Annotated in this window: 15 protein-coding genes; 8 read left to right on the top strand and 7 right to left on the bottom strand. The window is 57.4% G+C overall.

What is annotated here, in order from left to right; all coding sequences use genetic code 11:
- Positions 1-12: 12 nt before the first annotated feature.
- A complete protein-coding gene (gene acnA / locus HXW73_RS14950; protein WP_186253828.1) occupies positions 13-2,745 on the bottom strand; it encodes an aconitate hydratase AcnA in 2,733 nt (910 codons plus the stop codon).
- A 289-nt stretch (positions 2,746-3,034) separates the two neighbouring features.
- Between acnA and trxB the strand changes: the two genes are divergently transcribed.
- Positions 3,035-3,988 carry a thioredoxin-disulfide reductase gene (gene trxB, locus HXW73_RS14945; RefSeq protein ID WP_186253827.1) on the top strand — a complete coding sequence of 318 codons (954 nt, stop codon included), beginning with the start codon at positions 3,035-3,037 and terminating at the stop codon, positions 3,986-3,988.
- 17 nt (positions 3,989-4,005) lie between these two features.
- Here trxB and HXW73_RS14940 read toward each other — a convergent pair whose 3' ends face one another.
- Positions 4,006-4,554 carry a GspH/FimT family pseudopilin gene (locus HXW73_RS14940; RefSeq protein ID WP_186253826.1) on the bottom strand — a complete coding sequence of 183 codons (549 nt, stop codon included), beginning with the start codon at positions 4,552-4,554 and terminating at the stop codon, positions 4,006-4,008.
- Positions 4,555-4,678: 124 nt separating this feature from the next.
- Between HXW73_RS14940 and thiO the strand changes: the two genes are divergently transcribed.
- Positions 4,679-5,779: a glycine oxidase ThiO gene (thiO, locus tag HXW73_RS14935; RefSeq protein ID WP_186253825.1), complete on the top strand. Its 1,101-nt coding sequence runs from the start codon at positions 4,679-4,681 to the stop codon at positions 5,777-5,779.
- A 1-nt stretch (position 5,780) separates the two neighbouring features.
- On the opposite strand, the gene HXW73_RS14930 is transcribed toward thiO, so the two are convergent.
- Complete coding sequence (locus HXW73_RS14930; RefSeq protein WP_186253824.1) at positions 5,781-6,056, bottom strand: PP0621 family protein; 276 nt, start codon at positions 6,054-6,056, stop codon at positions 5,781-5,783.
- Positions 6,057-6,176: 120 nt separating this feature from the next.
- On the opposite strand from HXW73_RS14930, the gene HXW73_RS14925 reads away from it, so the two are divergent.
- Entirely contained in the window at positions 6,177-7,811 is a 1,635-nt protein-coding gene (locus HXW73_RS14925; RefSeq protein WP_186253823.1) for an NAD+ synthase, read from the top strand.
- Positions 7,812-7,831: 20 nt separating this feature from the next.
- On the opposite strand, the gene HXW73_RS14920 is transcribed toward HXW73_RS14925, so the two are convergent.
- The 3 genes from HXW73_RS14920 to HXW73_RS14910 all read right to left on the bottom strand — a co-directional run bounded on the left by HXW73_RS14920 (position 7,832) and on the right by HXW73_RS14910 (position 12,867).
- Positions 7,832-9,988 carry a putative bifunctional diguanylate cyclase/phosphodiesterase gene (locus HXW73_RS14920; protein WP_186253822.1) on the bottom strand — a complete coding sequence of 719 codons (2,157 nt, stop codon included), beginning with the start codon at positions 9,986-9,988 and terminating at the stop codon, positions 7,832-7,834.
- Between the two features lie 104 nt (positions 9,989-10,092).
- Positions 10,093-11,805, bottom strand: coding sequence for a methyl-accepting chemotaxis protein (locus HXW73_RS14915; protein ID WP_186253821.1), 1,713 nt, complete (start codon positions 11,803-11,805; stop codon positions 10,093-10,095).
- A gap of 249 nt (positions 11,806-12,054) precedes the next feature.
- The gene (locus tag HXW73_RS14910) at positions 12,055-12,867 is read right to left on the bottom strand and encodes an outer membrane protein assembly factor BamD (RefSeq protein WP_186253820.1); all 813 of its coding nucleotides are present in this window, start codon (positions 12,865-12,867) and stop codon (positions 12,055-12,057) included.
- Positions 12,868-13,026: 159 nt separating this feature from the next.
- Between HXW73_RS14910 and rluD the strand changes: the two genes are divergently transcribed.
- The 5 genes from rluD to ilvN all read left to right on the top strand — a co-directional run bounded on the left by rluD (position 13,027) and on the right by ilvN (position 20,152).
- Positions 13,027-13,986, top strand: a complete 960-nt coding sequence (gene rluD / locus HXW73_RS14905; protein WP_186253819.1) for a 23S rRNA pseudouridine(1911/1915/1917) synthase RluD — start codon at positions 13,027-13,029, stop codon at positions 13,984-13,986.
- On the top strand, positions 13,983-14,738 hold the full coding sequence (gene pgeF, locus HXW73_RS14900; RefSeq protein WP_186253818.1) for a peptidoglycan editing factor PgeF: 756 nt from the start codon (positions 13,983-13,985) through the stop codon (positions 14,736-14,738). Before rluD ends, pgeF begins: the two co-directional genes overlap by 4 nt.
- A 144-nt stretch (positions 14,739-14,882) precedes the next feature.
- Positions 14,883-17,477 carry an ATP-dependent chaperone ClpB gene (gene clpB, locus HXW73_RS14895; RefSeq protein WP_186253817.1) on the top strand — a complete coding sequence of 865 codons (2,595 nt, stop codon included), beginning with the start codon at positions 14,883-14,885 and terminating at the stop codon, positions 17,475-17,477.
- A 459-nt stretch (positions 17,478-17,936) separates the two neighbouring features.
- Positions 17,937-19,661, top strand: a complete 1,725-nt coding sequence (locus tag HXW73_RS14890; protein ID WP_186253816.1) for an acetolactate synthase 3 large subunit — start codon at positions 17,937-17,939, stop codon at positions 19,659-19,661.
- Entirely contained in the window at positions 19,661-20,152 is a 492-nt protein-coding gene (gene ilvN / locus HXW73_RS14885; RefSeq protein ID WP_186253815.1) for an acetolactate synthase small subunit, read from the top strand. Before HXW73_RS14890 ends, ilvN begins: the two co-directional genes overlap by 1 nt.
- 74 nt (positions 20,153-20,226) lie before the next feature.
- Here ilvN and ilvY read toward each other — a convergent pair whose 3' ends face one another.
- Positions 20,227-21,114, bottom strand: a complete 888-nt coding sequence (gene ilvY / locus HXW73_RS14880; protein WP_186253814.1) for an HTH-type transcriptional activator IlvY — start codon at positions 21,112-21,114, stop codon at positions 20,227-20,229.
- Positions 21,115-21,282: the final 168 nt, after the last annotated feature.

The following is a 21,282-nucleotide window of genomic DNA, read 5'->3' as shown; positions in this document are numbered from 1 at the left end:
TCGGTTTCCCGATTAGGCTGCGCCAATCATGTTGCGCAGCACGTAATGTAGGATACCACCATGACGGAAGTAAGCCAGTTCGTTTTCCGTGTCAATTCGGCACTTGGCATCAACGGTTCTTTCGCCATCGGCATTCTTGATGATGACTTTGACATTACCGCCCGGCGTTAAATCGCTGAGTCCGGCAATCGACACCTCTTCATCACCCGTGAGTCCCAGCGTCTTGCGGCTCTCACCTTCGGGGAACTGCAGCGGTACCACGCCCATGCCGATCAGGTTGGAACGGTGGATGCGCTCGAAGGACTCGGCAAGCACGGCGCGAACGCCCAACAGGCGAGTGCCTTTGGCGGCCCAGTCACGCGAGGAGCCGGTGCCGTACTCTTTGCCCGCGATGACCACCAACTGCTTGTCTTCCTCTTTGTACTTCATTGCGGCATCGTAGATCGCCATCTGCTCGCCGCTGGGCACGTGACGGGTTTCGCCGCCAACCACGCCGTCGAGCATTTCGTTCTGGATCCGCACGTTGGCGAAGGTACCGCGCATCATGACTTCGTGGTTACCGCGGCGCGAGCCGTACGAGTTGAAGTCCACTGGCTTGACACCGTTCTCCTGAAGGTAACGCCCGGCGGGGCTGTCAGGCTTGATGGCGCCGGCAGGTGAAATGTGGTCGGTGGTCACCGAATCGCCCAGCATGGCGAGCACGCGGGCGTTGTGGACGTCCTCAATGGCGTCCGGTTCACGGCCCATGCCCTCGAAAAACGGCGGGTGCTGGATATAGGTCGACTCAGGCCACTGATAGACCTTGCTTTCAGGTACCTTGATGGCCTTCCATATATCGTCGCCTTCAAAAACCTCACCGTATTCTTTATGGAACATCGCCGTATTGACCTGCTCGACAGCGGTGGCGATTTCCGCCTGGCTTGGCCAGATGTCCTTGAGATAAACCGGGTTACCGCTGCTGTCCTGGCCGAGCGGGTCCTTGCTCAGGTCGCACTGGACGTTGCCCGCCAGGGCGTAAGCGACGACCAAGGGGGGCGACGCCAGCCAGTTGGTCTTCACCAGCGGATGAACGCGACCTTCAAAGTTACGGTTACCTGACAGCACCGAGGCAACGGCCATGTCGCCGTCAGAAATGGCTTTTTCGATCTCATCCGGTAGCGGGCCAGAGTTGCCGATACAGGTGGTGCAGCCGTAGCCGACAAGGTTGAAGCCCAGAGCGTCCAGGTCATAACTTAAATCGGCGGCTTCCAGGTAATCGGTGACGACCTTGGAGCCCGGAGCTAGCGATGTCTTGACCCAGGGTTTGGTGGTCAGGCCTTTTTCGCGTGCTTTACGGGCGAGCAGGCCGGCCGCCATCATTACGCTGGGGTTAGACGTATTCGTGCATGAGGTAATGGCTGCAATCACCACCGCGCCGGGGTCGAGACTGAAGTCGTGGTCATCAAGCTTGACGGCCTGACTGGTGTCATGCTCAAAGCTGCGCTCAACCCCCACGGCGGTTTGGCCGCCCTCAGAGGAAAGTTTTCCCTTGGCGGTTGGGTCCGCTTTGGTATCTTCCTGCATGAATTTTTCAAATGCCGCGGCCATGTCTTTAAGGGCCACACGGTCCTGGGGACGCTTGGGCCCTGCCAGGCTGGCTTCGACCTCGGTCATGTCAAGGTGAAGGCTGTCACTGAAGATCGGCTCGTCGCCCGGTTCGCGCCATAGGCCCTGGGCCTTCGAGTAGGCTTCGACCAACGCGACCTGCTCATCTTCGCGGCCTGTCAGACGCATATAGTTAAGCGTTTCGTCGTCAACCGGGAAGAAGCCACAGGTGGCGCCGTATTCCGGTGCCATGTTGGCAATGGTCGCCCGGTCGGCCAGCGGCAGGTCTTTCAGGCCGTCGCCGTAGAACTCGACAAATTTACCGACGACGCCTTTCTTACGCAGCATTTCAGTCACGGTAAGCACCAGGTCGGTTGCCGTGATGCCTTCGCGCAGCTTGCCGGTGAGCTTGAAGCCGATAACTTCGGGGATCAGCATGGAGACTGGCTGTCCGAGCATCGCCGCTTCGGCCTCGATGCCGCCAACACCCCAGCCAAGGACACCCAGTCCGTTGATCATGGTGGTGTGGGAGTCGGTGCCGACCAGGGTGTCTGGGTAGGCAAGGGTGCGGCCGTCTTCCTGCTTGGTCCACACGGTTTTGCCCAGGTATTCCAGGTTGACCTGGTGGCATATGCCGGTGCCGGGCGGCACCACGCGGAAATTATCGAAGGCTTGCTGACCCCAGCGCAGGAACTCGTAACGTTCCCGGTTGCGCTGCATTTCAATGTCGACGTTTTCCTGGAAAGCGGCTGGGTTACCGAATTTGTCGACCATCACCGAGTGGTCAATGACCAGGTCCACCGGCGACAGCGGGTTGATCTTGGCGGGGTCCTCGCCGAGCTTTTCAACGGCGGCGCGCATGGAAGCCAAGTCGACCACGCCCGGCACGCCGGTAAAATCCTGCATCAGTACGCGGGCGGGGCGGTAGCCGATCTCCCGGCTGGATTTGCCTTCTTTTTGCCAGTCGACCAGGGCCTGCATGTCATCTTGGGAAACGCTCTCGTCGTCGGCAAAACGTAACTGGTTTTCGAGCAGAATTTTGAGTGTCTTGGGTAGCCGGTCGATATTGCCAAAAGTGTCTGCTGCGTCTGGCAGACTGAAGTAGTGGTAGGACGTATTGCCTACCGTTAATGTTTTTTCCGTGTCAGAAAGCTTGCTCATGCGATTCTCCTCTCTATTGCTTGGCGTTGCGCGATGCGCGCCGGTCACTGTCTTCCTTCTTCCTTTCCTCTGGCTGATATTGATATGACGACTATCAGTATGGCTCATCCGGTTCGTTACACCCGAACATCATGGCCCTTGGTTGTTATTAGAGGTGGGTCTGTATGCCTGCGGTTTCAAGTCGCAGTGACCTTTTTGCGCCATACCGGCCTTGCAATCCCTTGTACTTGGCGCCATTTCAGGCAGACTCTGTGCAAAATTATCAGCCGACTCTTTACAAGGTGGTGTCATGCAAACACGTCACGAGCGCTTAATCATTCTGGGATCTGGTCCGGCAGGCTACACGGCAGCCGTCTACGCGGCACGTGCCAATTTGAAGCCGCTGCTGATTACCGGACTGCAAGCAGGTGGCCAGTTAACGACCACCACCGACGTGGATAACTGGCCCGGTGATGCGCAAGGCGTACAAGGCCCTGAACTCATGGAGCGCATGAAGCTGCACGCCGAGCGTTTCAATACCGAAGTGCTTTTTGATCATATCCATGAGGTTAGCGTAAGCGATAAACCCTTTACCTTGAAAGGCGACAATGGTGTATATACCTGTGATGCGCTGATCGTGGCGACGGGTGCCAGCGCGCGTTATCTGGGCCTGCCCAGCGAACAGCAGTTCATGGGGCAGGGCGTGTCGGCCTGCGCCACCTGTGACGGTTTTTTCTATCGTAACCAAGAGGTCGTGGTCGTAGGCGGCGGTAACACCGCGGTTGAGGAAGCGCTTTACCTGTCGAACATCGCCTCTAAAGTGACCCTGGTGCATCGTCGTGACACCCTGCGCGCGGAGAAAATTCTCCAGGACAAGCTGTTTGAAAAAGTCGACGCGGGCAAGATCGTGCTGGAGTGGTTTCAGCAGGTGGAGGAAGTGCTCGGTGACAACACTGGTGTGACCGGCGTGCGGGTGAAATCGACAAAAGACGGCACCCTCAAGGATATTCACGCGCCGGGGCTGTTCATTGCCATTGGTCATAGCCCGAATACCGGCATTTTCGACGGTCAGTTGGATATGAGCGGTGGCTATATCAAGGTGAAGTCCGGTCTGGAAGGTAATGCCACAGCGACCAGCGTGCCTGGCGTCTTTGCCTGCGGCGATGTCATGGACCATGTCTATCGTCAGGCGATTACCTCCGCGGGAAGCGGCTGCATGGCGGCGCTCGATGCCGAGCGTTACCTGGACGGCATTACAGGCTGATAGACGCACCTTGCCAGCTAGTGGTGGCATTCGGTGGGTGAGGATGCCATCCGCCAGCGTCCAAGCTGGCTCAAAATCAGGGTGCTGCCCCTGGCGCGGGATTTCTCGCTCTGGGGGCAAAGGATAAATCGCCCGTTATAACCGCTGCTGTGGCCCAGCGCATCGTAGCGTATTCGTCGCCAGCCCCGACTGTAGCGAACGTCGACGCGTTCTGTAGTGGGAAAAGTACGCAACACATCGGCCGACGCAATATCCTCTGTTTGATCCCCATGAATCACCATCAGTGCCTGGCTCCAGTTCTCGCCGCAGCGCGAGGTATCTTGCGGGTTGGCAATGGGGCATAGCGTGACCGGCTGGCGCTGGGTAATGGCGGTTTGGCGGGCAAAGCCCAGCGCCGTTTGCAGTCGATTGGCTTCGCCGGTGCGCGCGGTCCGTTCACCCAGCGCCTGAAAGCTGGGAATGCCCCAGGCGGCAATGATTCCCATGATCAGCAGGGTGACCAATAGCTCTAGCAGGGTAAATCCCCGTGCCTTGGCACCGCTCACGCGGCATGCTGGTTTATGCATATCGCCTCCTTGCGCTTGACCCTTTTGCGCCCACCGTTATGCTCGTGAGCAAGCGGCAGGTGTTGAACCCCTTACCCTAGGCGCTGCCGGTACTTTTTTATGTAAGCCAAAGTGGACAAAGCGTGTGAGCGATTTCTTAATTGTGGGCGGCGGTGTCATCGGCATGATGACCGCGCTCCAGCTAGCCGATGCAGGGCAAAAGGTCAGCTTGGTCGAGCGTGGCTACTGCGGCCAGGAAGCCTCGTGGGCGGGTGGCGGCATCGTCTCGCCGCTGTATCCATGGCGTTACGCCCCGGCGATTTCCCAGCTGTCGCGCTGGTCGGAAGGCGCCTATCCAAGTCTCGCGCTGCGCTTGCTGGAAGAAACCGGCATCGACCCGGAGTACCGTCAAAAGGGGCTTTTGTACCTGAGCGTGGATGATCCAGATGCCGCGCTTGCGTGGGCGCGGCAAATGGGCAAGCCGCTGGAGCGTGTAAGTGCCGATATAGTGCGTGCCAAAGAACGTTGCCTACCGCCAACCGAGGGGGCACTGTGGATGCCGACGCTTGGCAGCGTGCGTAACCCGCGCCTTGGCAAGGCCCTGCGTACCCGATTATCGGCGATGCCCAATGTGACGCTATATGAGCAGTGCGAGGTGAATGGCTTTGTACGCCACGGCGAGCATATTCAGGGCGTAAGCACTGCCCACCAGACGCTTACCGCGGCGCATACGATTGTGTGTGGCGGCGCCTGGGCCGGGACGCTGCTGAAGACGCTGGATGTCTCGCTGCCCGTCAGGCCGGTAAAAGGCCAGATGCTTGCTTATCAAACGCCGCCTGGCTTGCTAAAGCGCGTTGTGCTCAAGGACGGACGCTATGTGATTCCGCGGGCCGATGGACTTTTGCTGGTCGGCTCGACACTTGAGGAGTGCGGGTTTGATAAGACCACCGACCAGAAAGCGCTGATGTCGCTACGCCAGAGCGCGGAGAGCATCGTGCCTGCGCTTGCCGATTATTCGGTGGCCTATCATTGGGCAGGATTGAGGCCAGGGTCGCCGGATGGCGTACCGTTTATCGGCGAACTGCCGGGGTGGAAGAACCTATCGGTGAATGCGGGGCATTACCGCAACGGTCTGGTGCTCGCCCCGGCATCAACGCACCTACTGGTCGATCAGTTGCTCGGGCGCCCGCCGTTGATCGATCCGGCACCGTATCAGATGACGCCAGAGCGATTAAACACCGGGTAGGCTATTGGTCAGCGTCGTTATCACGCTGTTGCTCCTGCAGGAAGCGGTCGCGATGGGCGCTTGAGCAAAACCACTGCTCAGCCTCGCGCAGCGCTTCCTCTTCGGGTAAATGCACTTCGCACCACCGGCAACGTACCATATGTCCGCCGTCGTGCTGTTGGTCCTGTTGCTGCTGGGTAAGGCGTTCACGCTGCCATTGCCGGTACATGCTGAAAAGCTTGAGACCGGCATAGAACAACACCGCGAAAATGAGTATCCGAATAATCAAAAGGTTCATCCTGTTAGCGCCCTCATGCAATTTGCAAGCGTGGCCTTTGCCTGCGAGCGGCCCTTGCGGGACAATGCGTATTGATGGTGTGTCTCCATTCTAAAAGATTCTCAAGAGATTTTATCGCCCATGCAAGATTTAACGCTGGTCATGGCTCAACTCGACCCCTTGGTGGGGGATATTCCCGGCAATGCCGCGCGCGCCATTGAAGCCGTGCGCGAAGCGCGCATTGAGCACGGTGCCGACATTGTCGTGTTTCCCGAGTTATTTTTGTCGGGTTATCCACCGGAAGATTTGCTGCTGCGTCCTTCCATGGAAACACGCCTGCGTGAAGCGCGTGCCCGCATGGCCGAGAAGATGTCACGGGACGTGCTGGTGATCATTGGTTATCCCGGCGTGCGGGAAGGCCACTGTTACAACCTGGCGGGGGTATTGTACAACGGCCAATGGGAGGCCGAGTACGCCAAGCAGGCGCTGCCCAACTATCAGGTGTTCGACGAGCAACGCTATTTCACGCCGGGCACCGAGACGCTGGTGCATGAGCACAAAGGGGTGAAGCTGGGTATCGCCATTTGTGAAGACTTGTGGGATGGCGCGCCGATCAAAGCCGCAGCAACGGCCGGTGCTGAGGTGCTGATTACCTTGCATGCCTCGCCGTACCACCAGGATAAACCCGGCGAGCGACTTCGCCTGCTCGAGCAGCGCGCTCAGGACGTCGAGCGGCCCATCGTCTACGTCAATACCATTGGCGGCCAGGACGAACTGGTCTTTGACGGCGGTTCATGCTGCTTCAACGCCCAGGGGCAGCTACAGGTGCTGGCGCCTTACTGGGAGGTCGGCTTGATGCCGGTGCAGTTACTGCAAACCAGTGCCGCGACCTGGGAGCCTCAAGCCGGCGAGGTCGAGCCCGAGGTCGAGCCCGAAGAAAGCCTCTATTGTGCCCTGGTGACCGGTGTGCGCGATTACGTCAATAAAAGCGGTTTTGACGGCGTGGTGCTGGGCCTTTCCGGCGGTATCGATTCTGGGCTTTCACTGGCGATTGCCGTCGACGCGCTGGGGCCACAGCGGGTCCAGGCCGTGATGATGCCCTATCACTACACCGCCGATATCTCCAAGCAGGATGCCGCCGAGCAGGCCAGGTTATTGGGCGTGCATTACGACATCATGCCCATCGAGCCCATGGTGGATGCCTTTATGAGCACGCTGGCGGAAAGCTTTGCGGGCACCGAGCGGGATACCACCGAGGAAAACCTGCAGTCGCGCTGCCGGGGCGTGCTGTTGATGGCGATCTCCAATAAAAAGGGCTTGATGGTCCTGACCACCGGCAATAAAAGCGAGATGGCGGTGGGCTATGCCACGCTATACGGCGATATGGTGGGCGGCTACAACGCCATCAAGGATGTGTACAAAACCTGGGTGTACCGGCTGGCCCGCTGGCGCAATACCCAGTCACCGGCGATACCCGAGCGGGTCATAGAGCGCCCGCCCAGCGCCGAGCTGGCACCTGATCAGCAGGATAGCGACTCGTTACCCGATTATGACGTCCTCGACGCCATCCTGGCGCGCTATATCGAAGGGGACATGAGTGCCGAAGCGATCATTGAGGCAGGCTTTGCCCGGGAGGATGTCTATCAGGTGGTCAAGCTGGTCGACCGCTGCGAATACAAGCGGCGCCAGGCGCCTGTCGGGGTACGGGTCACCCCGCGAGGCTTTGGTCGCGATCGTCGCTACCCGATCGTTAACGGCTGGCAGCCCGGCGAATAGCCGGGCGCCTAAGGACGGATCTAGGTAAGGAGTGACGGCGGCGTCAGGCTTCGCTTTACCATCTCGACAGCGGATACCGGTTTGCAGAAATAGTAGCCTTGATAGGCGTGGCACTGGTGATCATTCAGGTAACGCCAATGGGCCAGGGTTTCTACCCCCTCGGCGATCACATTGATGTTGAGTGCCTGCCCCATGGCAATAATGGTTTGTACGATCGCCATATCGTCCGCGTCCTTATGCAGGTCGCGGACAAACGCCTGATCGATTTTGATTTGATCCAGCGGCAATCGTTTAAGGTACTGGAGCGATGAATAACCGGTACCAAAATCATCCATGGCGAAACTGATCCCCAGGGCTTTAAGCTGATGCATGCGGGCAATGGTGTCGTCCACATTACCAATGACCATGCTTTCGGTGAGTTCCAGCTTTAACCGTTGTGGCAAGGCGCCGCTCCTTTCGAGTACGCAGCGCACGCTATCGACAAAATCAGGCTGCTGGAACTGTTTGGCGCTGACATTAACGGCGAGCGTTAGGTGCGCTGTGTTCTCATCGTCGGCCCAGGCGACCAACTGCTCACAAGCAGTTTCAAGCACCCATTGACCCATCGGCACGATCAGTCCGGTTTCCTCGGCCAGGGGGATAAAAGTCCCTGGCGAGACCAGGCCTTGTTGCGGATGCTTCCAGCGGATCAGTGCCTCCGCGCCAATCGCCCGCCCTGTGCTATCGACCTGCGTCTGATAAACGAGCACAAACTCCTGGCGCTCAATGGCCAAGCGTAGGTCACGCTCCAGCTCGGTTCTTGCTTCAAGTTCAGCCTGCACCGCCGGGTCATAAAACCTCAGGCCGTTGGGAGCTGACTGCTTGGCAAGATGGGCAGCCGCGTTGGCATATTGAAACAGATTGTCGACGCTATGCGCTGCTTCGCCAAACAACACAACACCAATACTCGTGCTCAGGAAGTGCTCTTTTTCTTCCCAAAGATAAGGCTGGCCGAGAGAGTGATGGAGCTTCTCGGCAAGCAGTTCGGTTTTCTCTGCGGCCTTCAGTTGATCCGCAGGTAATCCATCGACAATCATGACAAATTCATCACCGCCTATCCGTCCAAGGGTTGTACCCTCGATGCCAAGGGCCGATAACCGCCGGGAAAGTTCTTGAATCAGGCTATCGCCTGCCCGGTGACCGCAGCTGTCATTGATGCGTTTAAAGTCGTCCACGTCCACGTATAGCAGCGCGCCATAGGTGTCCGTCTGCTGGTTGGTGTCCAGTGAGTGCTGAAGGTGCTCTTTCATTAACTGCCAGTTAGGCAGTTGGGTGAGGCTGTCGTAGTAGGCCAGTCGATGTACCTTGCGTTCGGCCTCGCGACGCTGCTGCTCGGTTTTTCGAAACGAGAGCAACGCTGATGCAATACGCGTCAGGGGCCCGCTACGGCGTTGGCTCAGACGCTGGATAGCGGCAAAGTCGGGCAATGCCTGACGGGTATCGGAGAGTGCTAGAATGGCGTCACCGACCATTACCAGTCGGCGGTTGATACGCCATGCGGCAAAGACGGCGGCGATGACCAGGACGCTCAATAACCCCAACCCCAGCCAGACAAGGGTGCTTATAGATCGGCTCAGGGTATGGAAGGTTTGTTGATGACGTTCACTTGTGCGTTCGGTGAGTGCTTCAAAAGTGCGTTGGGTGAGAATCATGAAACGGTTGAAGTTGGTTTCAGCTTCTTGCATTAAAAAACTGATGTCACCCTGATTAAGCGTGGCGGCTTCGTTGGCCATTTCGATAAAACGCCGATATTCCTGAAAAGCGATCAGTAGCGTTTCAGCACTCTCGGCGTGCATGCTATCAATCAGACTCGAAGACGCTAAATCTTCAATACGCTCTCCCATTTCGTTCAGCTTCAGGTGAATTTGGCTGTATTCGCTATAGCTATCAAATGCACTGAGTTGGTCGTTGTCGGCTTCAACGAGAACTTGGCTAAGGCGTTCGTGAAGGGCGCCGAGGCGGCGCTCGAAGGTTGCCATTTCAACCAGGTTGGCAAGATCTCTTGATTGAGTCTGGTGGCTGTCGAGGGACTGTTCTCTGGCAATGCTCAGGGCAAGCATGCCCAGTACGAAAGCAGGAACGACGAACATCAGGACGGGCAGCAAAAAAAACACGATCAGACTTTGGGTGGGCTTCATACTCGCCTCAGTACAGAGAGCCTGAAATAGTGGCTCCCGTGCATTCGGGAGCCTTCCTTTTGGTCAGTGCCTATCCTTGGCAATGAAGAATCGCGTTCTTTGGCTTAGAAGCTTTCCCACTCGGGCTGGGGTTTCTGCTGGCGCAATGCGGGTTGAGCGGCGGCTGGCGACGCGTTAGCGGTGGCCTGAGACGAGGCCAAGGCCATCGCATGGTCTGTACCGCTGGTGGGCAGCTTGAAGATGGACATGGAGTCGATCAGCTTATGGGCATTTTGACGCAGGTTGTTGGCAGCCGTGGCACTTTCATGCACCAGGGAAGCGTTTTGCTGGGTAACCTGATCCATCTCGGTAACCGCTTGGCCGACTTCTTGTACCCCGGCACTCTGCTCAGCGCTGGCATGGCTGATTTCTTTCATGATGTCGGTGACCCGGCCAATCGCCGCGACGATCTCTTCGGTTGACTTGTTGGCGTCAGCGGCGCGCTCATTGCCGTGCTTGACGCGCTCCAGGTTGCTGGAGATCAAATCATTGATTTCGCGGGCGGCGTCGGCACTGCGCTGGGCCAGTTTGCGCACTTCTTCCGCCACGACGGCGAAGCCGCGGCCGTGTTCGCCAGCGCGGGCTGCTTCCACGGAAGCGTTCAGCGCCAGGATGTTGGTCTGGAAGGCGATGGAATCGATGGTCGAGATGATCCCGGCAATTTCCTGTGAGCTCTTGTTGAGGTCGTTCATGGTGTCAGCCACCTGACGAACGGCGTCGCCGCCCTGTGTTGCTTTGTTGGAGGCGCTGGAGGCTTCCTGGCTGGCCTGTTGGGAATTGTCGGCGTTGAGCTTGACGGTGCTGTTGAGCTGTTCCATGGCCGAGGCGGTTTCTGCCAGTGCGCTGGCCTGTTGCTCGGTACGTGATGACAGATCGTTATTGCCCTCGGCAATTTGCTCACTGTTGCTGGCGACTGCCTGGGCTGATGCCCGCACTTCGGCGACGATGTCCTGCAGCTGACGGGCCATCTCTACCTGAGAGGCCATAATGCTGCGCTTATCGCCTTTCTTTAAGCGCCCTTGGCTATCTAGCTCGCCACGGCCAATGGCTTCGGCAAACGCCTTCACTTCGTAGGGCTCTGCGCCCAGTTCGCGCAGTAATTGGCGGGTAAGGAATACTGCAATCAAGCTGCCTACAAGCAAGGCGAATAGAGTCAAGCCAAGCATCAACATCTGAAAGCCTGATGCGCTATCACGGGCGGAAGCGGTGGTGGCGTTATTTAACTGCTCTTGAAGGTCAATGAATTGGTTGATGCGGTTGAGCCACTCAGCATAGGCAGGCCCGGCTTCAGCCAGCAGTAACTGCTGAGCCGCTTGATAATTCCCTTGTGCATGTTCGGTTAACACTTCGTCGGTGAGCGCGCGGGTCGAGTCTGCTTGCTCTGCAATGCGGCTGAGTATGTTTTGTTCTTCGCTGTTGTTTTGGCCTTGCATGTCAGCGTTATCGGCGATAACGCTCTGCATGCCTGCCGAGGCGGTTGCGTAGTTGTCCTGCAGGCGCTGCATGGTGTCCTGAAGAGCGGCAATATTGCCGTCGCCAGTGAGGACAATGTCGCGTAACGCGATGGCGCGGTCGTGGACGCTACCGCGCCAGTTTATGGCGTGACGCTGTTTTGCGCCGTTGACGTCGTTGATGATCGCAAGGTCACGGTCAATCTGGTTGACCTGGTAGATACCAATGCCCGTCAATATCACGAGAAGTAAGAGGAGTGCTGAAAACCCCAGGGTAAGACGTGTACTGATCTTGGTTCCCGTGAACCGTGAGTTTGACAAAAGCATTGAGTTTCTCCTTAGGCACCGTTTAGATGCTTGATCATGTTGGTATGAGGATATTAGTCATTTATATAGCTTTTGTACAACTATTGATAACGGCTTTAGCGTGAGTTTTTGTTAAGTTTTTGATAAATGGAGGTATAAAAAGAAAAAAGCCACGCGAATGCGTGGCTTTTAAGACGGCTGCTCATCAAAAACTTGTACAGAGTTTTTGCTAGCTCATATCAACGCCGGAACGGGCGGATACGCGCTGCGCTAATCGATATGCTTGGGTGCAAACCGGTTGCCATCTAGCTGGTCGTGGTCGGGCGCATTGTCACGTAACACCGCGAGCACTTCGTTAGCGCGGTCATCCATTTCCAATCCCTGATAGCCTTCTACCATGGTGGCGAGTGCGTCGTGGGTGGCATTGGATTCAGGGTAGTTTTCGATCACCCAGCGACCGCGCTCAACGGCGGCGAGATAGGCGCCGCGGCGCAGGTAGTAATCGGCCACGTGCAGTTCATGGCGAGCGAGCAATTCACGCAGGTATATGATGCGCTGCTGAGCATCCGGGGCGTACTCGCTTTGTGGGTAGCGTTGAATCAGCTCTCGGAAATCGCTGTAAGCATCACGTGTGGCCCCTAAGTCGCGCTTGGAGATATCGATCAAGCGCAGGCGCTCCAGGCTGAAGCGTCCTGCCTGCCAGGCAGACAAACCTCGCAGGTAATAGGCATAATCGACCTGAGGGTGATCGGGGTGTAAGCGAATGAAGCGGCTGGCGGCGGCGCGCGCTTCTTCCCAGTCGCCATTCTCGTAATAGGCGTAAACCAACTCCAGTTGGGCCTGTTCAGCGTGCTCGCCAAACGGATAGCGGGTGTCCAACGCCTCTAAGCGTTCTACCGCAATATTAAAGCGGTTCGCATCGAGAGCGTCGCGCGCCCGTTCGTAGAGTTCACGCTCGGCAACGCCAGCGTATTCATCCTCGTCGGAGGCTGTGTCGTTGTTGCCATTGCTGGCGCAGCCAGCCAGTAAAGCAAAGCTTAAAGCAAACACGCCAAAGCGATTGGCAGCGGAAAAAACGCGCATCATCATCCTCGTTGCAAACAAGCCTCAATCACCGAAAAGCGACGATGGCCATGAGTAGAAATGGTAGAATATGTCACAGTCAGCCCACTATAAATCACCTCGGCAAAAAACGCAGGCTTCGCATTACATTGCCGGGGTGTCGTCAAAGGAAATTATCCCATGCCTCGCAGTGTTGAAGCGACGCAACGCGTGCCAACATCATTGGCAGGTGCCCGTTTGGACCAAGCGGCGGCCGAGTTGTTCAGTGATTACTCCCGTGAACGGTTGAAAGCGTGGATCAACACCGGCGAATTGACGGTCGATGGCGAAAAAGTTAAGCCAAAGGTCAAGCTGCATGGTCACGAGAAACTCGTGCTGCAAGCGACACTTGAAGAAGATACGCGTTTTGAACCTCAGGCGATCCCGCTGGATATCGTTTTTGAAGACGAGACGGTGATGGTGGTCAACAAGCCAGCGGACATGGTGGTTCACCCGGCGGCGGGCAACCCGGATGGCACCTTGCTGAATGCCCTGTTGCACCATCATCCAGCGCTTTCGGAAGTCCCCCGGGCAGGCATCGTGCATCGGCTGGATAAAGACACCACCGGGCTAATGATGGTGGCCAAGACCCTGCCCGCGCAAACTGCTCTGGTTGAACAGCTACAGGCGCGCAGTGTTTCCCGCCAGTACGATGCAGTGGTGATTGGCAAGCCGATCGCGGGCAGCACGATCGATGCGCCGATTGGACGCCATCCCAAAGACCGTAAGCGACAGGCGGTGAACGCCTCAGGCAAACCGGCAGTGACCCATTTTCGAGTGGTGGAGCGCTTTCGGGCGCATACGCACGTTCGCTGCCAGTTGGAGACCGGGCGCACCCACCAGATCCGCGTCCACATGGCACACGCTCGCTACCCACTGATTGGCGATCAGCTATACGGCGGGCGCGCCAAGCTGCCACCAGGCGCTGCTGGTCCACTAAAAGACATATTGCGCGAGTTTCCCCGCCAGGCGCTGCACGCACGCAAGCTGCGGTTTGTCCATCCTGTCAGCGGTGAAACACTGACTTTCCACGCGGGCCTGCCCGATGATCTACTAATGTTGTTGGACTACCTGCGCGACGATAGCGAGACCATGCAATGAGCGACGCCATTGACCTGAAGCCGACACTGTTGATACCCGATTGGCCAGCACCGGCTAACGTGGGCGCGTTAGTCACCACCCGGGAGACAGGGCCGAGCCAAGGTGACTTTGCGGCCTTCAATCCGGCCACCCATGTCGGTGATAACCCTGACCATGTCGACCTGTGCCGTCGTTTGCTGCAAAAAGAGCTCGGCGATGAGCGTCCACTATTGTGGCTCAATCAAGTCCACGGCGCTCGCGTTCAGCAATCGTTTCAATGTGATACGCCAGAGGCTGACGCGGCGATTGCCAATGGCCGCGACTATGCCTGTGTGGTACTGACGGCCGACTGCCTGCCGGTGTTGTTCTGCAATCGAGCAGGTACCCAGGTAGCGGTTGCCCATGCGGGATGGAAAGGATTGGCAACCGGCGTGCTGGAAGCTACTGTCTCAGCGATGAACAGTGATCCCGACGATATTCTGGTGTGGCTGGGGCCGGCGATCTCGAACGCCCAATTTGAGGTTGGCCCTGAAGTCTACGGCGCCTTTGTGGCGGCTCAGCCTGAAACGGCGGATGCGTTCGACCACAGCCCTTATCGTCTGGGTCATCACATGGCCGACCTCTATCGGTTGGCGCGTTTTCGTCTTGAGGCGTTGGGCATTCATCACATCAGCGGTGGTCACTTCTGCACCGCCTGCGAGTCACGCTTTTACTCCTATCGTCGCGACGGCGGCCATACCGGCAGGATGGCGAGCGTGATCTGGATCAAGTAAATCAGCCGTCAACCACACTTCCCCTTGAAACCTCCTGGCACTGACGCCATTTAACTTGTCAAGCTAATCGTGATTAGCACCTCAAATGACAGGTTATCGGGATACGCCGTACGTCCGAACGCGCGGCCACCCCAGGAGGAAAATATGCGATTTGATAAATTTACCGCGAAGCTTCAGGCAGCCATTGCCGAGGCGCAATCGCTGGCCGTTGGTCGTGGGCACAACCAGCTTGAACCTGCCCACTTGCTGCTGGCGCTGCTGGATACCAAAGATACTGGCATCAAGGCCCTGGTCGAAAAAGCCGAGGGCAGCAGCTCGCGTCTGCGCGATGGCTTGGTTCAGCAGATGGACGATTTACCCAAGGTCGGCCAGTTCGATGGCGAAGTTCAGCCCTCGCGGGATTTGGTCAAGCTTTTCAACTTGACCGACCGCGAAGCGCAAAAGCGTGACGATCAGTTTATTGCCAGCGAGCTGGTGCTAATGGCCGCGCTGGAAATGAACAGCGCCATCACCAAGCTGATGAAGCAGGTCGGGCTTACCCGCAAAGCGCTTGAAGCCGCCATTGATAGCTTGCGCGGCGGCGCCAAGGTGGACGACCCGAACGCCGAGGACCAGCGTGAGGCGCTCAACAAGTACACCTTGGATCTGACCCAGCGCGCCCTGGACGGCAAGCTGGACCCGGTGATTGGCCGCGACGACGAAATTCGTCGCACCATCCAGGTGCTACAGCGGCGCACCAAGAACAACCCTGTTCTCATTGGTGAACCCGGTGTCGGTAAAACCGCCATCGTCGAAGGTCTGGCGCAGAGGATCGTCGATGGCGAAGTCCCCGAAGGTCTAAAAGACAAGCGCGTGCTGTCGCTGGATATGGGCTCACTGCTGGCGGGAGCCAAGTTCCGTGGTGAGTTTGAGGAGCGCCTGAAAGCGGTGCTCAAGGAGCTTTCCCAGGAAGAAGGACGGGTCATACTGTTCATCGACGAGCTGCATACCATGGTCGGTGCAGGCAAGGCCGAAGGCGCCATGGACGCGGGCAATATGCTCAAGCCGGCGCTGGCCCGGGGTGAGCTGCACTGCGTAGGTGCGACCACGCTGGATGAATATCGTAAATACATCGAAAAGGATGCCGCGCTTGAGCGCCGCTTCCAGAAGGTGCTGGTCGACGAGCCGACTGAAGAGGACACCGTGGCGATTTTACGTGGCTTGAAGGAACGCTACGAAGTCCATCACGGCGTGGATATCACCGACTCGGCGATTATTGCCGCGGCAAAACTCTCCACGCGCTACATTACTGACCGTCAACTGCCCGATAAAGCCATCGACCTGATCGACGAGGCGGCCTCGCGGATTCGCATGGAGCTGGACTCCAAGCCCGAGGAGATGGATAAGCTCGATCGCCGCTTGATTCAGCTCAAGATGGAGCGCGAAGCGCTCAAGAAAGAGACCGATGAGGCGACCAAAAAACGCCTGGAAGCGCTCAATAACCAGATCCACGAGTTGGAGCGTGAGTACTCGGATCTAGATGAAATTTGGAAAGCCGAGAAAGCCAGTATCCAGGGGGCTGCCCAGTTTAAAGCCGACCTGGAGCAGGCGCGTATTGACCTGGAGCAAGCTCGCCGTCAGGGCGACCTGGGCCGCATGTCGGAGATCCAGTACGGCAAGATCCCCGAACTGGAAAAGAAAATAGCCGAAAGCGCTGACAGCGAAACGGACACCTCAAGCCATCAACTGCTGCGTTCCAACGTGACAGAGGAGGAGATCGCCGAGGTCGTTTCCCGCTGGACGGGCATTCCGGTCGCCAAGATGCTGGAAGGCGAGCGCGACAAGCTGCTGCGTATGGAAGAGGCACTGCACGAACGGGTCATCGGCCAGGATGAAGCGGTCGAGGCCGTGGCCAACGCCGTGCGTCGCTCACGGGCCGGCCTTGCTGACCCCAACCGCCCGAACGGCTCATTCCTGTTTCTCGGCCCTACCGGGGTGGGCAAAACCGAACTGTGCAAGTCATTGGCGAATTACCTGTTCGATACCGAGGAAGCCATGGTGCGTATCGACATGTCGGAGTTCATGGAGAAGCACTCCGTGGCCCGTTTGATCGGTGCCCCTCCCGGTTACGTGGGCTACGAAGAGGGTGGCTACTTGACCGAAGCGGTGCGTCGCAAGCCCTATTCGGTGATGCTGCTGGATGAGGTAGAGAAGGCCCATCCGGATGTGTTCAATATCCTGCTCCAGGTGTTGGAAGACGGCCGCTTGACCGACGGGCAGGGCCGCACGGTAGATTTTCGCAATACCGTGATCGTCATGACCTCCAATATGGGGTCGGATATTATCCAGCGCATGGGTGGAGGCGCTGGGGATGATCAAGACAGTGATTATGAAGTGATGAAAAATAGCGTTATGGAGGTGGTGGGTAACCACTTTCGGCCAGAATTGATCAACCGCATCGATGAAGTGGTCGTGTTCCATGCGCTTGGCCAAGAGCAGATTCAGGCGATTGCCGGTATTCAGCTTGAGCGCCTGAAAGCACGCCTGGCGGAGCATGAGCTAAGCCTGGAAATCAGCGACGATGCCTTGGCACAGTTGGCCGTGGTGGGCTTTGACCCGGTCTATGGTGCAAGGCCGCTCAAACGGGCGATTCAAAGCCGTATTGAGAATCCCTTGTCCCAGGATTTGCTGGCCGGCAAGTTCTCGCCTGGTGACACCATTCATATCAGTGCAGAAGAAGGTAAATTAGTCTTCTCTTAATATAGGCTTGTCTGTCTATCAGCCCCGCTTGACGACGTCAGTGGGGCTTTTTTTGCTTTTAAATAGGCTGTTTGTCGGCTTTCGTTGGATCGGAGGTTGACAGGCTGAGGATGCTAATGGAATCTTGTGGGTTCCTGATTTGCGGGCGCGGAACCAACGGGTAATCCCCAATCCCCGCGCGAAGGGTAGGCGAATGCCTCTACCCGCCGAAGGACTTCCGGGCTTGGGCTAACCGCCCGACCTGGCCAACGCCCCGACACGGCGAACTGCCGTGATAAGGGGGTATGTGATTTATGTTGTCATAATTCACACGCTCCCGATCAGAGTGCAGGCCCTAACCGGGCCTTATGCCAGGGTTTGGCATCAGGTGCCAGCAATGGCTGGCAGCGGCATACCGCCGCACTCGACACCGTAGAATCGTCTGCGGATCGCACTCGAGACCTCCAGGGGAGAAACACTGTGGAACTGCTTTCCGGCGCAGATATGATTGCCCGCTTCTTGCAAGATGAGGGCGTCGAATACATTTATGGTTATCCCGGTGGTGCGGCGCTGCATATTTATGATGCGCTCTTCCGCCAGGACAAGGTGAAGCACATTCTGGTGCGTCACGAACAAGCGGCCACCCATGCAGCCGATGGCTATGCACGCGCGTCCGGCAAGCCTGGCTGTGTGCTGGTCACCTCAGGCCCTGGTGCCACCAACGCCGTGACCGGCATCGCTACCGCCTATATGGACTCGATTCCCATGGTGGTGCTGTGTGGGCAGGTAATGAGTCACCTGATCGGCGATGATGCCTTCCAGGAGACCGACATCGTTGGTGTGACCCGCCCGATCGTGAAGCATAGCTTCTCGATTCGTCATCCGTCCGAAATCCCGGAAGTGCTCAAGAAGGCCTTCTATCTGGCGGCCACCGGACGTCCCGGCCCCGTCGTGGTCGATATTCCCAAAGACATGACCGCGCCCACCGAGCGTTACGAATACGTCTACCCGAAAAAGGTCAAGATGCGCTCGTACAACCCGGTGACCCGGGGCCATACAGGCCAGATAAAGAAAGCCGTAGAGATGATGCTCAAGGCCAAGCGCCCTGTGTTTTATACCGGTGGTGGCGTCGTGCTGGGTAAAGCCAGCGACGGTCTGACCGACCTGGTCAAGCAGCTGGGCTTTCCGATTACCACCACGCTGATGGGAATTGGCTCGTATCCCCAGAGCGATCGACAGTGTTTGGGGTGGCTGGGGATGCATGGTTCCTACGAATCCAACATGGCCATGCATCATGCCGACCTGATTATCGCCATCGGTGCGCGCTTTGATGACCGCGTGACGAACAATACGTCGAAATTCTGCCCGACGGCGAAGATTATTCACGTCGATGTCGACCCAAGCTCTATCTCCAAGACCGTGCGCGCCGATGTGCCGATCGTCGGCCCGTCCGCAAGCGTTATCAATGAGATGATCAGCCTGGTGCAGGGTCAGGAAATTGCGCATCCCGAAGCGCTGACGGAATGGTGGCAGAAGATTGATGACTGGCGTGCCGACCGTGAAGGCAAACTTTACGAGCCGTCCAATACGGGGGAAGCGCTCAAGCCTCAGGAGGTGATCGAGGCGCTGTGCCGGGTGACCCGCGGCGAGGCCTACGTGACCACCGATGTGGGGCAGCATCAGATGTTTGCAGCCCAGTACTACAAGTTCGATAAACCCAACCGACTGATCACGTCGGGTGGGCTTGGTACCATGGGCTTTGGCTTTCCGGCTGCCATGGGCATCAAGCAGAACTTCCCGGATGACGACGTGGTATGCGTCACCGGTGAAGGCAGCTTCCAGATGATGATGCAGGAGCTCTCGACCTGTAAGCAGTACGGTGTCGGCGTCAAGATTGTCAATCTCAATAATGCGTCGCTTGGCATGGTGCGCCAATGGCAGGACTTGAACTACAAGTCACGCCACGCCCATTCCTACATGGAGTCGTTGCCCGACTTTCATATGTTGATTGAAGCGTATGGGTTCACCGCGATCACCGTGACAACACTCGAAGAGTTGGAACCGGCGATGGAGCGGGCGTTTGCTGACAAGCATGAACTGGTGTTTCTTGACGTGAAGGTCGACCCTTTTGAGCACGTCTATCCGATGCAGGTGCCGTTGGGTGCCATGCGCGACATGCTGCTGTCTAAAACGGAGCGTACCTGATGCGTCATATCATCTCGATTCTGATGGAAAACGAACCGGGTGCGCTGTCACGTGTGGTCGGGCTGTTTTCCCAGCGAAACTTCAACATTGAAACGCTTAACGTCGCACCCACGGAAGACCCGTCGCTGTCGCGTCTGACGGTGACAACCGTGGGCGATGATCGGGTGATCGAGCAGATCACTAAGCACCTCAATAAGCTGATCGATGTGGTTAAGCTGGTGGATCTCACCGAAGGCAATCATATCGAGCGCGAGCTGATGATGGTGAAGGTGAAAGCGCTAGGCGCTGCGCGTGACGAAGTGAAGCGTACGGTGGATATCTTCCGCGCCCAGGTGGTCGATGTCACACCGAGCCTGTACACCGTGCAGATTACCGGCGACGCCGCCAAGCTGGACGCCTTCCTCCAGGCCATGGCGCCGGTGGGTATTCTCGAGGTCGCCCGTACCGGGGTGTCGGGTATCGCTCGCGGCGACAAGGTGCTATCGCTTTAGGATGCTCTTTTGGTTAATTCCTTAGGCGATAGGCCGCCCATCTCTGGGCGGCTTTTTTTATAGGTGAAGGTTTTCTACCGGGCGCTGACGGTTGCCCAGAAAGCGTCGATCATGGGGTTTTTTAAGCGCCTGTTGAGTACGCACAGCCCAACATCGTAGTGAGGTAACTCAGGCTTGACGTTCAGCACCTGAACCCGCCCGGCCAGTGGGCTGTTATCCAGTACAATTTTCGGCACGACACCCACGCCAAACCCCAGACCTACCATGCTGACAATGGCTTCATGCCCGGCCACCTGGGCATAAATCCGCGGCGCAATTCCTAATGCCTTGAACCAGGTATTGGTGTGCTCCCTGGATAGTCCCGCTTCAGACAGAATCATGGGCACCCGTTGCCACTGCGCGGCGGTCGAGCTTTCGGGTTCGAGCGGTAGCCAGTCTTGTGTCTCGTTGGGCGCAATAAACACTAACGGCGAACGTGTGAGCGATTTAAAGGCCAGTGCGCCAGGCGGAATGCGCGGGCGCGGCGTAATCGCCATATCGTCAGCGCCATCCAGCACCCGAGTCATGGCGTTGGCCGGGTCGCCGGTGTGCAGTTTGAGCTCAATGCCCGGGTGGCGCGTGCGGACATCACTCAATAACTCATAGAGAAAGCTATAGCTGGCGGTGACCGAGCAGTAAATGCTGATTTCACCGCGCAGTTGTTCCGTGGTGGCTGCAAGGGTGCGCTTTTGCGTTTCCCACTGCTCCAACGCGTCTTTCGCGTAGTGGTGAAACGCCAAACCTTGCGAGGTCAGGGTGACATGACGGTTGTCGCGCTCAAACAGGCGAGTGCCCAGCTCGGCTTCAACGTGCTGAATCGAGCGGCTGAGTGTTGACGGGCTAATGTGGCAAAGCTCGCTGGCGCGACCAAAGTGCAGCGTTTCGGCCAGGGTGACCACGTGTTTGAGTAAGCGGAAGTCCATGGTAGGCCAGCATCCTCGAGTATATTTCGTAAAATGAAATAGTATGTTGCAAATATAGCGTTTTACGCAACGGTGCTGCTGTCGTAGAGTTATTTCAATGCCAGATCCCAGTGCTGCACAAGACGGCACGGGTGGCCATCAACGCTGAACCACACGCTATTCAAATTT

Source organism: Halomonas sp. SH5A2, from assembly GCF_014263395.1.
Classification (GTDB): domain Bacteria; phylum Pseudomonadota; class Gammaproteobacteria; order Pseudomonadales; family Halomonadaceae; genus Vreelandella.
This window is presented reverse-complemented; position numbering and strand designations above follow the sequence as displayed.

Bases quoted from the DNA above. Each gene is read 5' to 3' on its own strand.
- acnA (WP_186253828.1), bottom strand. From the start codon at position 2,745: ATGAGCAAGCTTTCTGACACGGAAAAAACATTAACGGTAGGCAATACG.
- trxB (WP_186253827.1), top strand. From the start codon at position 3,035: ATGCAAACACGTCACGAGCGCTTAATCATTCTGGGATCTGGTCCGGCA.
- HXW73_RS14940 (WP_186253826.1), bottom strand. From the start codon at position 4,554: ATGCATAAACCAGCATGCCGCGTGAGCGGTGCCAAGGCACGGGGATTT.
- HXW73_RS14930 (WP_186253824.1), bottom strand. From the start codon at position 6,056: ATGAACCTTTTGATTATTCGGATACTCATTTTCGCGGTGTTGTTCTAT.
- HXW73_RS14925 (WP_186253823.1), top strand. From the start codon at position 6,177: ATGCAAGATTTAACGCTGGTCATGGCTCAACTCGACCCCTTGGTGGGG.
- HXW73_RS14920 (WP_186253822.1), bottom strand. From the start codon at position 9,988: ATGAAGCCCACCCAAAGTCTGATCGTGTTTTTTTTGCTGCCCGTCCTG.
- HXW73_RS14915 (WP_186253821.1), bottom strand. From the start codon at position 11,805: ATGCTTTTGTCAAACTCACGGTTCACGGGAACCAAGATCAGTACACGT.
- HXW73_RS14910 (WP_186253820.1), bottom strand. From the start codon at position 12,867: ATGCGCGTTTTTTCCGCTGCCAATCGCTTTGGCGTGTTTGCTTTAAGC.
- rluD (WP_186253819.1), top strand. From the start codon at position 13,027: ATGCCTCGCAGTGTTGAAGCGACGCAACGCGTGCCAACATCATTGGCA.
- pgeF (WP_186253818.1), top strand. From the start codon at position 13,983: ATGAGCGACGCCATTGACCTGAAGCCGACACTGTTGATACCCGATTGG.
- clpB (WP_186253817.1), top strand. From the start codon at position 14,883: ATGCGATTTGATAAATTTACCGCGAAGCTTCAGGCAGCCATTGCCGAG.
- ilvN (WP_186253815.1), top strand. From the start codon at position 19,661: ATGCGTCATATCATCTCGATTCTGATGGAAAACGAACCGGGTGCGCTG.
- ilvY (WP_186253814.1), bottom strand. From the start codon at position 21,114: ATGGACTTCCGCTTACTCAAACACGTGGTCACCCTGGCCGAAACGCTG.